This window comes from uncultured Pseudacidovorax sp. (genome assembly GCF_913773995.1).
In the GTDB taxonomy this organism is placed as follows: Bacteria; Pseudomonadota; Gammaproteobacteria; order Burkholderiales; family Burkholderiaceae_C; genus Xenophilus.
Window position 1 is genome coordinate 1 of sequence record NZ_CAJYES010000250.1, and the last position, 12,517, is coordinate 12,517.

The 12,517-nt window shown below is 64.7% G+C and carries 12 protein-coding genes and 1 tRNA gene; 1 reads left to right on the forward strand and 12 read right to left on the reverse strand.

Annotated features, from left to right (window positions below; all coding sequences use genetic code 11):
- From QZ772_RS24235 to QZ772_RS24290, 12 genes are all read right to left on the reverse strand, one after another.
- A partial coding sequence (locus QZ772_RS24235) for an undecaprenyl-diphosphate phosphatase (RefSeq protein ID WP_295532245.1) occupies nt 1-527 on the reverse strand: 527 nt, incomplete at its 3' end.
- Between the two features lie 115 nt (nt 528-642).
- Nucleotides 643-719, reverse strand: a tRNA-Pro gene (locus QZ772_RS24240).
- A 63-nt stretch (nt 720-782) separates the two neighbouring features.
- Nucleotides 783-1,310: a MerR family transcriptional regulator gene (locus QZ772_RS24245; protein ID WP_295532247.1), complete on the reverse strand. Its 528-nt coding sequence runs from the start codon at nt 1,308-1,310 to the stop codon at nt 783-785.
- Nucleotides 1,311-1,421: 111 nt separating this feature from the next.
- Nucleotides 1,422-1,802 (reverse strand): integration host factor subunit alpha, encoded by a 381-nt coding sequence (locus QZ772_RS24250; RefSeq protein WP_295532249.1) that lies wholly within the window; start codon nt 1,800-1,802, stop codon nt 1,422-1,424.
- 16 nt (nt 1,803-1,818) lie between these two features.
- The gene (pheT, locus tag QZ772_RS24255; RefSeq protein WP_295532251.1) at nt 1,819-4,248 is read right to left on the reverse strand and encodes a phenylalanine--tRNA ligase subunit beta; all 2,430 of its coding nucleotides are present in this window, start codon (nt 4,246-4,248) and stop codon (nt 1,819-1,821) included.
- 15 nt (nt 4,249-4,263) lie between these two features.
- Nucleotides 4,264-5,307 carry a phenylalanine--tRNA ligase subunit alpha gene (gene pheS, locus QZ772_RS24260; protein WP_295532253.1) on the reverse strand — a complete coding sequence of 348 codons (1,044 nt, stop codon included), beginning with the start codon at nt 5,305-5,307 and terminating at the stop codon, nt 4,264-4,266.
- A gap of 176 nt (nt 5,308-5,483) precedes the next feature.
- Complete coding sequence (gene rplT / locus QZ772_RS24265; protein ID WP_295532255.1) at nt 5,484-5,843, reverse strand: 50S ribosomal protein L20; 360 nt, start codon at nt 5,841-5,843, stop codon at nt 5,484-5,486.
- Nucleotides 5,844-5,871: 28 nt separating this feature from the next.
- Entirely contained in the window at nt 5,872-6,075 is a 204-nt protein-coding gene (rpmI, locus tag QZ772_RS24270; protein ID WP_058642377.1) for a 50S ribosomal protein L35, read from the reverse strand.
- Between the two features lie 142 nt (nt 6,076-6,217).
- Nucleotides 6,218-6,814 carry a translation initiation factor IF-3 gene (gene infC / locus QZ772_RS24275; RefSeq protein ID WP_081682094.1) on the reverse strand — a complete coding sequence of 199 codons (597 nt, stop codon included), beginning with the start codon at nt 6,812-6,814 and terminating at the stop codon, nt 6,218-6,220.
- Between the two features lie 106 nt (nt 6,815-6,920).
- The gene (thrS, locus tag QZ772_RS24280; RefSeq protein ID WP_295532258.1) at nt 6,921-8,828 is read right to left on the reverse strand and encodes a threonine--tRNA ligase; all 1,908 of its coding nucleotides are present in this window, start codon (nt 8,826-8,828) and stop codon (nt 6,921-6,923) included.
- Nucleotides 8,829-9,226: 398 nt separating this feature from the next.
- Complete coding sequence (gene aceA, locus QZ772_RS24285) at nt 9,227-10,558, reverse strand: isocitrate lyase (RefSeq protein WP_043113209.1); 1,332 nt, start codon at nt 10,556-10,558, stop codon at nt 9,227-9,229.
- Nucleotides 10,559-10,901: 343 nt separating this feature from the next.
- Nucleotides 10,902-11,339 (reverse strand): gamma-glutamylcyclotransferase, encoded by a 438-nt coding sequence (locus tag QZ772_RS24290; RefSeq protein WP_295532260.1) that lies wholly within the window; start codon nt 11,337-11,339, stop codon nt 10,902-10,904.
- Nucleotides 11,340-11,383: 44 nt separating this feature from the next.
- Between QZ772_RS24290 and QZ772_RS24295 the strand changes: the two genes are divergently transcribed.
- On the forward strand, nt 11,384-12,361 hold the full coding sequence (locus QZ772_RS24295; protein ID WP_295532262.1) for a DMT family transporter: 978 nt from the start codon (nt 11,384-11,386) through the stop codon (nt 12,359-12,361).
- Nucleotides 12,362-12,517: the final 156 nt, after the last annotated feature.

Sequence of the window (12,517 nt, forward strand, 5' to 3'; positions counted from 1 at the left end):
ATGCCGCCGATGATGGTGGAGCCGCTGCGGCTCGTGCCCGGGATCATGGCGAAGCATTGCACCAGACCCACCTTGAGCGCGTCCCACGGCGTCATGTCGTCCACATGCTCCACGCGCACCGCCCCCGGCGGCCGCTTCTCGGCCCAGAGAATGATGAAGCCGCCGATGATGAAGGTGCTGGCCACCACGGTCGGGATGAACAGATGGGCCTTGATGGCCTTGCCGAACAACAGGCCCAGCACCACGGCCGGCAGGAATCCGATCAGCACGTTGAGCGCTAGACGCTGCGCCTTGCGCTGACGTGGCAAGGCCACGACGGTGGACTTGATCTTCTGCCAGTACACAAGGATCACGGCGAAGATGGCGCCTGTCTGGATGGCAATGTCGAATACCTTGGCCTTGCTGTCGTCGAAACCCAGCAGCGAGCCGGCCAGGATGAGGTGGCCGGTCGAGGAAATCGGCAGGAACTCGGTGAGCCCTTCCACGATTCCCATGATGGCGGCCTTGATCAGCAGAACGACGTCCAAGCGACACTCCTTGTTCGATAAATCGGGCCGTTCAGCCCAGGGGACAACGACAGCACAGACAACAAAAAGCCGCTGCGGATTTGACCCCACAGCGGCTTTCAGCTTCTTTAATAAGTGGTCGGTGTGAAAGGATTCGAACCTTCGACCCCTTGCACCCCATGCAAGTGCGCTACCAGGCTGCGCCACACACCGAAGCCATAAAGTATATACCGAAAACAAGCACTCCTGCGAACACCTCGCAGCGAAATTCTGCTTTCAGTAGAAGCTGAGCAGTTCCCGGATCTCCAGGAGCTCGCGGCGCAGCAATGCGACCGGGTAAGCGTCCGAGACGACGGGCAGCGGCGAGCCAACGACCAGTTCCGCATCGACGGCGACGCGATGCGCAGAGTGCCGTGCCCCGTCGGCCATCAGCGCAGGGGCCTCCTCGAGCAAGGGATCGTCGTCGAAGGGCTGTTCGGCAAAGGTGCCGGCAGATTCGGCCTCGTCGACAGACAAGTCCCCACGGCGGCGGCGTTCGCGCTCGGCCTGGGCCAACTCCTGCAGCCGGTTGCGTGCACCACTGATGGTGAAGCCCTGCTCGTAGAGCAGATCCCGGATGCGGCGGATCATCAGCACCTCGTGGTGCTGGTAGTAGCGACGATTGCCCCGCCGCTTCATGGGCCGCAGCTGCGTGAATTCCTGCTCCCAGTAGCGCAGCACATGCGGCTTGACCCCGCACAGCTCGGCCACCTCACCGATGGTGAAGTAGCGCTTGACGGGAATCGGAGGGAGGCTGTTCTCCATCGAAATCAACACGGTGCGAGGCAAACCTGCGAGGTTACTCCAGCCCCGCAAGGCAGAACAGCCACCGAAGGTTCAAAGTGCACAAAGATGTGACGGCGACACGCGCCAGGGTCAATCGACTTCGGCGCTTCGTGCGTCGACGGGAGCCACCAGAGCCGGCGCTTCGCTATCGGCGGCCACAGCTTCATGCAGTTGCTCCTTGAGCTTGGCGCTCGCATGGAAGACGGCCACACGCCGCGGGCCGATCGGGATCGACTCGCCTGTGCGCGGATTGCGCCCCGGCCGCGCGGCCTTGGTGCGGATCTGGAAGTTGCCGAAGCCGGAGATCTTGACTTCGTCCCCCTCGATCAGGCGCTGGGCAATGACCTCGAAGAAGGCCTCGACCATGTCCTTGGCTTCACGCTTGTTGAGGCCGATCTGCTCGAACAGAAGCTCCGACAGCTGCGCCTTGGTGAGCGCGGGCGTCTCGATGGCGTCGATCTTGAATTCCATGTCGTCGTCCTCGGGGTCAGCCGCGCAGGCGGGCGCCCACCTGTTGCTGGGCCTTGGCGATGATGGCCCCGACGGCGGTATCGACCTGCTCGTCGGTCAGCGTGGACTCGGCCAGGAAAGCCAGGCGCACGGCCATGCTCTTCTCGCCCGCAGCGAGCGCGCCGGGGGTTGCGGCCGTGGCATCGGGCGCCGGCCGGTAGATGTCGAACAGCGCCGCATCGCGCAGCAGGCCGCCGGTGTCGGCGGCGCGCACGGCATCCAGCAGTGCATCGTGGCTCACCGATTCGGCCACCACCACGGCAATGTCGCGCTCCACGGCCTGGTGACGCGGCACCGGCCGCAGGGCCGGCATGGCGCGCGCCGTCACGGCATCGAGCGACAGCTCGAACAGCATGGGCGCGAAGGGCAGTTCCCATTGCTGGCGCCAGCGCGGGTGCAGCTCGCCGACGAAACCCACCGGCTGGCCATCCACCAGCACAGCGGCGCAGCGGCCGGGGTGCAGCGCCGGATGCTCGGCCTTCTCGAAACGCACGGCGCGCGGTGCGAGCAGCGCCTCGACATCGCCCTTGGCGTCGTAGAAGTCCACGCGCTGCGGCTTGCCGTCCCAACGCGAGGCCTCGTCGTCGCCCCAGGCCAGGCCTGCCACATGCACCGGCTGGCGCACGCCCTTGACGCTGGTGTCGCTCGTCGCGACGGCATCGTCGCGCGCGAATACGCGGCCCACCTCGAACACGCGCACGCGCGGCGCCTTGCGGTCCAGGTTGAACTTGAGCACGGCCAGCAGCGAGCCCATCAGCGAAGAGCGCATCACGCTCATCTGGCTGGCGATAGGGTTGAGCAGTTGCACCGGATTGGCGTTACCGGCCAGATCGCGCTCCCACGCGGCTTCGACGAAGCTGAAGTTGATCGTCTCCTGGTAGCCCAGATCGGCCAGCCGGTGGCGCACGGCGAAGCGGCTGCGCTGCGACTCAGACAGCACGCGGGCGCGAATGGGCGCGAGCGGCGGCGTCGACGGCAGGTTGTTGTAGCCGATGAGGCGCGCGACTTCCTCGATCAGGTCTTCCTCGATGGCGATGTCGAAGCGGTGCGGCGGCGGCGTGACGGTGAGCGTGTCCTCGCCTTCGGTGAAGTCGAGGTGCAGCTTGCGCAGCACGTCGGCGCACTGGGCCTGGGTGATCGGCATGCCGATCACGCGCTCGGCACGCGCCACGCGCAGCGTGACGGGCGTGGCCTCGGGCAGCTTGAGGACCTGGTCGTCGATGGGGCCAGCCTGGCCGCCGCAGATCTCCTGCACCAGGCGGGTGATGCGCTCGATCATGGCGACGGTGCGGCTTGGGTCCACGCCGCGCTCGAAGCGGTGACCGGCGTCGGTCGAGAAGTTGAAGCGGCGCGAACGGCCCTGGATGGCCGCGGGCCACCAGAAGGCCGCCTCTATGTAGATGCTGCGCGTGTCGTCGGACACGGCCGTGGCGTCGCCGCCCATGATGCCGGCCAGGGACTCGACCTCACGCTCGTCGACGATCACCCCCACCTGCTCATCGACCGTGACGGTGTTGCCGTTGAGCAGCTTGAGCTGCTCGCCCGCGCGTCCCCAGCGCACCGTCAGGCCGCCGTGGATCTTGTCCAGGTCGAAGATGTGCGAGGGCGAGCCGTACTCGAACATCACGTAATTGGAGATGTCCACCAGCGGCGAGACGCTGCGCTGGCCGCAGCGCGCCAGGCGGTCGACCATCCAGGCCGGCGTGGCGGCGCGCGTGTTCACCCCGCGCACGATGCGGCCAGAGAAGCGACCGCACAAGTCGGCGGCTTCGACGCGCACCGGCAGCTTATCGTCCAGCTGCGGCTGCACTGCCTCAATGGCCGGCGTCTGCAGCGGCGCACCGGTGAGCGCCGACAGCTCGCGTGCGATGCCGTAGACCGACAGGCCGTGCGCCAGGTTGGGCGTGAGCTTGATGGTGATCAGCACGTCGTCGAGCTGCAGCAGATCGCGCACGTCGACACCCACGGGCGCGTCGCCGGCCAGCTCCAGCAGGCCGCCGTGGTCCTCGCTCAGGCCCAGCTCGCGGGCAGAGCACAGCATGCCCTGGCTTTCCACGCCGCGCAGCTTGCCCAGCTTGATCTTGAAGGGCTTGCCGTCCTCGCCCGGAGGCAGCTCGGCACCGACGAGCGCGCAAGGCACCTTGATGCCGACGCGGGCGTTCGGTGCACCGCAGACGATGTTAAGCAGCCCACCCTGGCCAGCGTCCACCTGGCACACGCGCAGGCGGTCGGCATTCGGATGCTGCACGGCCTCCTTGATCTCGCCGACGACGATCTTGGTGAAGGGTGGCGCGGCGGGGCGGCGCTCCTCGACTTCGAAGCCGCCCATGGTCAGCGTGTCGGCCAGGGCTTCGGAGGACAGGGGCGGATTGCAGAAGGCGCGCAGCCAGGATTCGGGGAATTGCATCGAGTCGCCCTCGTCTTATTGGAATTGGTTCAGGAAACGCAGGTCGCCGTCGAAGAAGAGGCGCAGGTCGCTCACGCCGTAGCGCAGCATGGCCAAGCGGTCGATGCCTGAACCGAAGGCGAAGCCGATGTACTTCTCCGGGTCCAGGCCCATGTTGCGCACCACCTGCGGATGCACTTGGCCGGAGCCCGACACTTCCAGCCAGCGTCCGGCCAGCGGACCCTTCTCGAACATGATGTCGATTTCGGCGCTGGGCTCGGTGAAGGGGAAGTAGCTGGGCCGGAAGCGCAGCTTGAGCGCACTTGTCTCGAAGAAGGCCTGGATGAAGTCCAGGTACATCACCTTCAAGTCCTTGAAGCTGACGTTCTGGCCGATCCACAGGCCTTCGACCTGGTGGAACATGGGTGAGTGCGTGGCGTCGCTGTCCACGCGGTAGGTACGGCCCGGCGCGATCACGCGGATGTCGGGCATGCTCTCCTCGCCCGCATACCTGCGCGCATGAGCCTGCGCATAGCGCACCTGCATCGGCGAGGTGTGGGGCCGCAGGTTGAACAGCTGGCCGTCGTCGTCCTTCATGTCGACGTAGAAGGTGTCCTGCATCGAGCGCGCCGGATGGTTGGGCGGGTTGTTCAGCGAGGTGAAGCTGAACCAGTCGGTCTCGACCTCGGGGCCGTCGGCCACGTCGAAGCCCATGCTGGCGAAGATGGCCTCGATGCGTTCCTGCGCGCGGGCCACCGGGTGCAGGCCGCCCCCGACACGACGACGGCCGGGCAGCGTGACGTCCAGCGCCTCAGCCTGCAGCTGGGCGTTGAGTTCGGCATCGGCCAGCGCCTGGCGGCGGGCATTGAGCGCGGCCTCGATCGCCTGCTTGGCCATGTTGATGGCCGCCCCGCGGGTCTTCTTCTCGTCGACGGGGAGCTGGGCCATGCCCTTCATCAGTTCCGTGACGCGGCCGGACTTGCCGAGGAACTGCGCCTTCGCGTTCTCTAGCTCAGCGGGCGCCCGGGCGCCAGCGAAGGCGGCACGGGCTTGGTCGACCAGGGTGTCCAGTTCGTTCATGGAATGCGTGCGATACGAAAGAATGGAGAGGGCCGTTGCCGCGGAACGTGAGGAACCGACCGGGAGTCGATGCGCGCGCGGTAGGCCCATGAAAAAGGGCCGGAGCTTTTTCAAGCGCCAGCCCTGGAATCGTGGGCGTGCGCGGGTCCGCCGGAGCGGTCGCGCACTGTGCAGAATCAAGCAGCCAGCTTGGCCTTGACCCGCTCCACGATGCCGGCAAAAGCCGCCTTGTCGTGCACGGCGATGTCGGCAAGGACCTTGCGGTCGATCTCGATGCCAGCCTTGCGGATGCCGTTGGCGAACTGGCTGTAGGTCAGGCCCAGGTCACGGGAGGCGGCGTTGATACGCGCAATCCACAGCTGGCGGAAGACGCGCTTCTTGGTGCGGCGATCGCGGTAGGCGTACTGGCCTGCCTTCATCACCGCCTGCTTGGCGATGCGGAAGACATTGCCGCGACGGCCGCGGAAGCCCTTGGCAAGGGCGAGAACCTTCTTATGGCGGGCGCGAGCGGTTACACCACGTTTGACGCGAGGCATATTGAATCCTTCCTAGTTCGTCGGTTGATCAAATGCCTTGGCCGGGCAGCATGGCGGCCATCGAAACCATGTTGGTTTCGTGAACCGACACCGCACCGCGCAGGTGGCGCTTGTTCTTGGTGGTCTTCTTGGTCAGGATGTGACGCTTGAAGGCTTGACCGCGCTTGACGGTGCCACCGGGACGAACGCGAAAACGCTTCTTCGCGCTGCTCTTGGTCTTCATCTTGGGCATGTGAATGCTCCTTTTACTTGTGCTCGCAAGGCGCCGGAAATCCTTCCCGAACTTGTTGGCCTCCGAGGCACTTCTTCATCCCGCCACCCGCGCCTTGCAGTGCCAGTGGCGAAATCCTTCGCAGGCAGCCGAAGCTCGCGCTTCAGGCCTGGCCGGACGTTGCCGGCTCGGCAGCCTTGGGAGCCGCCCCCCCCTTCTTGCGGCCCGGCGCGATCATCATGATCATCTGCCGGCCTTCCAGCTTGGGGAACTGCTCGACCACGATGGCGTCGCCCAGTTCGTCCCGGATACGCTGCAACAGGGCCAGGCCCAGCTCCTGGTGCGTGATCTCGCGACCGCGGAAGCGCAGCGTGATCTTGCACTTGTCGCCGTCGTCCAAAAAACGACGGATGTTGCGCATCTTGATGTTGTAGTCGCCATCGTCGGTACCGGGCCGGAACTTGACTTCCTTGACCTCGATGACCTTCTGCTTCGACTTCGCCTCGGCGGCCTTCTTCTGTTCGAGGAACTTGAACTTGCCGTACTCGATCAACCGGCAGACCGGCGGATTGGCGGCAGCAACCACCTCGACCAGGTCCACGTCGTGCTCGCCGGCCAGACGCAATGCCTCGGAAAGGCTCACAACGCCCAGGGCCTCGTTTTCGGGTCCGAACAGGCGAACTTCCGGGGCCATGATTTCCCGGTTCAGGCGGTGTTGGCGTTCCTCGCGTTGGCGACGGTCGCGAAATGCAGTAGCGATGGCTTCAGTCCTTCATCAGATGCTACAGAGTTTGTAGCTAAAACCGCTTTGGCGCACGTCCAAGCGAAGCGCAGGACCGGACGGTGAAGCCCGATCCTGAGGGTTGTCAACGCTTGTTGGAGATGTCTTCGGCGATCTTTTGGGAGAACGCCTCTACCGACATGACCCCGAGATCGACATTGCCTCGGGCGCGCACCGCGACGGCACCAGCTTCCTTTTCCTTGTCGCCGACGACAAGGATGTAAGGAAGCTTTTGCAGCGAATGCTTTCGTATTTTATACGTGATCTTCTCGTTCTGCAGATCCAGCTGCACTCTAAACCCTTGATGCCGCAGCGTTTTCGCAACTTCGGCGGCGTAGTCGGCCTGAGCGTCCGTGATATTGAGCACCGAAATCTGCACCGGCGCGAGCCAAACGGGCATGGCGCCGGCGTGGTGCTCGATCAGCATCCCGATGAAACGCTCGAGGCTGCCCACGATGGCGCGGTGCAGCATGACTGGGTGCGCCCGCCCGCTCGACTCAGTCACGTACTCGGCGCCGAGGCGCTCGGCCATGTTGAAGTCGACCTGCATCGTGCCGCATTGCCACTGCCGGCCGATGGCGTCCCGCAGCGTGTACTCGATCTTGGGCCCATAGAACGCGCCATCGCCTGGGGCAATGACGAAGTCGACGCCGGAGCGGCGAAGCGCCTCCATCAGCGCGCCCTCGGCCTTGTCCCAGAGTTCGTCCGAACCGATGCGGTGCTCGGGCCGCGTGGCGACCTTGTAGAGGATGTCCGTAAAGCCGAAGTCCGCATACACCTTGAGCAGCTGCGACGTGTAGGCCACGCATTCCTCGAGGATGTGGTCTTCCGTGCAGAAGATGTGCCCGTCGTCCTGCGTGAAGCCGCGCACGCGCATGATGCCGTGCAGGCCGCCGGAGGGTTCGTTGCGGTGGCACTGGCCGAACTCGCCGTAGCGCAGCGGCAGCTCGCGGTAGCTGCGCAGGTCGCTCTTGAAGATGAGCACGTGGCCCGGGCAGTTCATCGGCTTGAGCGCGTAGTCGCGCTTCTCCGATTCCGTGACGAACATGTTCTCGCGGTAGTTCTGCCAGTGGCCCGTCTTCTCCCACAGGCTCTTGTCGAGGATCTGCGGGCCCTTCACTTCCTGGTAGCCCGTGTCCTTGTAGACCTGGCGCATGTACTGCTCCACGGCCTGCCACAGCGCCCAGCCCTTGGGATGCCAGAAGACCACGCCGGGCGCGACGTCGTCGATGTGGAACAGGTCGAGTTCCTTGCCCAGCTTGCGGTGGTCGCGCTTCTCGGCTTCCTCGATGCGCTGGATGTACTGGTCCAGCTGCTTCTTGTCGGCCCAGGCCGTGCCGTAGATGCGCTGCAGCTGCTCGTTCTTGGCATCGCCGCGCCAGTAGGCGCCAGCCAGCTTCGTGAGCTTGAAGACCTTCAGGAAGCGCGTGTTGGGCACGTGTGGGCCACGGCACATGTCCACGTATTCCTGGTGGTAGTACAGACCCATGGCCTGCTCGTCGGGCATATCCTCGACCAGGCGCAGCTTGTAGTCCTCGCCGCGAGACTTGAACACCTCGATGACCTCGGCGCGGGGCGTCATCTTCTTGATGACGTCGTAGTCCTGCGCGATCAGCTCCTTCATGCGCTGCTCGATGGCAGCCATGTCGTCGGGCGTGAAGGGGCGCTCGTAGGAGATGTCGTAGTAGAAGCCCTCGTCGATCACCGGGCCGATCACCATCTTTGCCGTCGCATAGAGCTGCTTGACCGCATGGCCGACCAAGTGAGCGCAGGAGTGGCGGATGATCTCCAGCCCCTCGTCGTCCTTCGGCGTGATGATCTGCAGTCGGGCATCGTGGTCGATGAGATCGCTGGCATCCACCAGCTTGCCGTCCACCTTGCCGGCCACCGTGTTCTTGGCGAGACCGGGGCCGATGGACTGAGCCACTTCGGCGACCGTCACGGGGCCAGGGTATTCGCGGCGGGAGTTGTCGGGGAGCGTGATCTGGATCATGGGAAACCTTGGAGCGGAAAACAAAAAAGCGCGGGGGTGAGCCGCGCTTCGTGCTGGATGAGCGAGCCGGACCTGCCGGCGCTGCGCGGGCCTACCGGCCGCTTCCTTCAGAAAGCGGACCGAACGATTCGGTGCCTGTAGTTCGCGGTGTCATAACCAGATTGCCTTTCTCGCCCTTGTTGGTGGACAGACGGTGAGCCGGCGATTGTAGCGGGCGCCTCGCCTCGCGGCGTTGCTGCCGGTGTCGATGCACAACGCACTGCCAAAAAGGATGAAGGCGCTTTCGCAGGCCACAAGAGGCCGCGCCAATCCAGCGCGCGCCCAAACCCGCAGGCCAGAAGCAAAAAGGGCCCGGCCAGTGGCCGAGCCCCGCTCCCTGAGCGAACCCGCTGAACCGATCAGTGGAACTGCTCTTCTTCCGTCGAACCCGTCAGCGCCTTCACGCTCGACGAACCGCCCTGGATGACGGTGGTTACATCGTCGAAGTAGCCGGCGCCGACTTCCTGCTGGTGCGACACGAAGGTGTAGCCCTTTTCGCGGGCAGCGAACTCGGGCTCCTGCACCATCTCGGTGTAGTGCTTCATGCCTTCGCCGCGGGCATAGGCATGGGCGAACTGGAAGGTCTGGAACCAGTTGATGTGGATGCCGGCCAGCGTGATGAACTGGAACTTGTAGCCGAGGGCAGACAGGTCTTCCTGGAACGAGGCAATTTGCTTTTCGTTCAGGTTCTTCTTCCAGTTGAACGACGGCGAGCAGTTGTAGCTCAGCAGCTTGCCCGGACAGGCGGCGTGGACGGCCTGCGCGAACTCGCGGGCGAAGCCGATGTCGGGCACGCCGGTCTCGCACCACACCAGGTCGGCATAGGGCGCGTAGGCGACACCACGGCTGATGGACTGCTCCAGACCGTTCTTGACGCGGAAGAAGCCTTCCTGCGTGCGCTCGCCCGTCAGGAAGGGCTTGTCATTCGCGTCGTGGTCGCTGGTGATCAGGTTGGCAGCCTCGGCGTCCGTGCGGGCCAGCACGATGGAGGGCACGCCCATCACGTCGGCGGCGAAGCGCGCGGCGATCAGCTTCTCGACGGCCTCCTGCGTGGGCACCAGAACCTTGCCCCCCATGTGACCGCACTTCTTGACGGCAGCCAGCTGGTCCTCGAAGTGCACGCCCGCGGCACCGGCCGCGATCATGTTCTTCATGAGTTCGAAGGCGTTCAGCACGCCGCCGAAGCCGGCTTCTGCATCAGCCACGATGGGCAGGAAGTAGTCGACGAACTCCGCATCGCCGGGGTTGATGCCACGTCCCCACTGGATCTCGTCGGCACGCTTGAAGGTGTTGTTGATGCGGCGAACCATCGTCGGCACCGAGTCGTAGGCATACAGCGACTGGTCGGGATACATGGTTTCGGAGGTGTTGCCGTCAGCGGCGACCTGCCAGCCCGACAGGTACACGGCCTCCAGGCCCGCCTTGGCCTGCTGCATGGCCTGGCCGGCGGTGATGGCGCCGAAGGCATTGACGTAACCCTTCTTCGCGCCGCCGTTGATCTTCTCCCACAGCTTTTCGGCACCGCGTTGGGCCAGCGTGTACTCGATCGGCACCGAGCCGCGCAGACGGACCACGTCGGCGGCGCTGTAGCCACGCTTGACGCCCTTCCAGCGCGGGTTGGTGGCCCAGTCCTTCTCGAGGGCGCTGATCTGCTGGTCGCGGCTGAGTTGTTCAGTGATGGCTTGAGGCATGGTGCTGGACTCCAAGGTTGCAAATGAGGTTAGGAAGGCTCGGCGGCGTCGTCGCTGCTTGGCCTCTACTGTACGAGCACCTCTTGTGTCTTATGTCTTATATAAGACTTTATTTACTCCAATAAATTCAAGGGCTTAGACTCCATATTTCGCATCAAGAAATCAATTCTTTTGTAATGAAAGCTTGGAGCGACCCTTCACCCTCCCGTATCTCATGATGAGAAATGGCTTTTCCGTGTGTGGAAGTCCTCGTATCCAGCCATCCGCCTGCGCCTGCCCGAACACGATGGGCACCCGGCGGGCGACAGAGCGCCCATCGCGCCGCGCCACCCATCGCCATTGCTCATCCCGGCAGCTGCCGCGCCCGCCAGTGCGCGATCCAATCGCCCGATGCGATCACCGGCCGCTCCCGAGCACGCCGCGGATGAATCTCATAGACCAGGCAGGCCACCTGCCGACCGTCGTCGAGAACGGCCAAGGCTTGGCGCCGGCGGTACTCGCCCTCGTCGTCGTCGCGCACCTCTTCCAGCGCATCGAGTGCGCGCTCGACCTCCGGCACGACCTCGTAGACCTCGCCCACGACCCTGCCTTCGCCCCCGAGCAACACGCCCGGATAGGGCCCCAGGTCGTAAAGCACACCCGCGATGTGGCCTGTACCGCGGAAGCGCGGGGCCGGCAGCCCGAAGCGATGGATGTCGTTGCTGCCGCCGCGCCGCAAGGTGCCATAGACGAACACCGTGCGTGGTTGCGCCGGGGAGTGATCCGGAGGAAAGGCGTTCAACGGCTCAGGCATGATCGACCGCCCTGCACGCGCAAGCGCAGGGCATGAAGGAAAGAAAGAACAGTCTAGTGACGCCCTCCGCCGCGCCGACCTCGCCCCATCGCCTGATCTCCTATGGTTGCCTTGCGCTCAGCATGACGCTCGTCGGCAGCTATGTGGCCCTCTCCAAGCCGCTGGCGACGACCTTTCCGGTGCTGCTGCTGGCCTGGCTGCGCTTCGGCATCGCCGCGATCGCCATGCCGCACTGGCTGCGCAAGCCGGTCGATGAGCCGCCGATGACCGGCCGCACGCGGATGCTGGTGTTCCTCGAATCCTTCCTCGGCAACTTTCTCTTCTCCATCTTCATGCTCTTCGGCGTGCGCATGACGAGCGCGGTCTCCGCGGGCGTGATCATGGCGGCCATTCCTGCGATGGTGGCCATCGGCAGTTGGCTGTTCTTGCGCGAGCGCATCGGCACGCGGGTGGTGGCGGCCATCGGCTGCGCCGCCGCGGGTATCGGCCTGCTGGCGCTGGCACCCCATCCGTCCCATGCGGATGCCACGGGTGGTGAGCCTGGCATGCCGTGGCTCGGCAACCTGCTGGTTTTCTGCGCGGTGCTGTGCGAGGCGGCCTATGCCGTCATCGGCAAGTCGCTCACGGGTCGACTGGGGCCTCGCCGCATCTCCGCGCTGATCAACCTGTGGGGCTTTGCGCTAAGCACCCCATTTGGCGTCGCGCTGGCCTGGCACTTCGACTTCACCGCAGTTCCTGCGGGCATGTGGATGCTGCTGGTGGCCTACGCACTCGCGGCCAGCATCTGGACCGTGTGGCTCTGGATGACGGGCCTGAAAGGAGGCGTTCCGGCCTCGCAGGCCGGCGTCTTCACCGTGATGCTGCCAGTGGCGGCGGCGCTCGTGGGTGTGTTCGTGCTGGGCGAGTCGCTGTCCGCATTGCAACTGCTGGCCTTCGCGGCCGCGCTCGCCGGCGTCGTGCTGGCCACATGGCCTTCGCGCAGCAATCGCGCAACGCAAACGCCGCTTTGAGCGACGCGGGCCCATTTCCCTCGGAAAAAAAGCAACGCCCCCCTTGGAAAAGCCTTGTTCTCCCTTGGAAAGGCGTTTCTTCTCCATTAGCATCAGGGACACCCAGGAAGACACTGTTTTCATTGGGAAGACTGCATCTCTCCAACGACAAGGACT

What these genes read in the sequence shown, in the direction of transcription:
- QZ772_RS24245 (WP_295532247.1), bottom strand. Translation starts at nt 1,310, where the DNA reads ATGGAGAACAGCCTCCCTCCGATTCCCGTCAAGCGCTACTTCACCATC.
- QZ772_RS24250 (WP_295532249.1), bottom strand. Translation starts at nt 1,802, where the DNA reads ATGGAATTCAAGATCGACGCCATCGAGACGCCCGCGCTCACCAAGGCG.
- pheT (WP_295532251.1), bottom strand. Translation starts at nt 4,248, where the DNA reads ATGCAATTCCCCGAATCCTGGCTGCGCGCCTTCTGCAATCCGCCCCTG.
- pheS (WP_295532253.1), bottom strand. Translation starts at nt 5,307, where the DNA reads ATGAACGAACTGGACACCCTGGTCGACCAAGCCCGTGCCGCCTTCGCT.
- rplT (WP_295532255.1), bottom strand. Translation starts at nt 5,843, where the DNA reads ATGCCTCGCGTCAAACGTGGTGTAACCGCTCGCGCCCGCCATAAGAAG.
- rpmI (WP_058642377.1), bottom strand. Translation starts at nt 6,075, where the DNA reads ATGCCCAAGATGAAGACCAAGAGCAGCGCGAAGAAGCGTTTTCGCGTT.
- thrS (WP_295532258.1), bottom strand. Translation starts at nt 8,828, where the DNA reads ATGATCCAGATCACGCTCCCCGACAACTCCCGCCGCGAATACCCTGGC.
- aceA (WP_043113209.1), bottom strand. Translation starts at nt 10,558, where the DNA reads ATGCCTCAAGCCATCACTGAACAACTCAGCCGCGACCAGCAGATCAGC.
- QZ772_RS24295 (WP_295532262.1), top strand. Translation starts at nt 11,384, where the DNA reads ATGAAGGAAAGAAAGAACAGTCTAGTGACGCCCTCCGCCGCGCCGACC.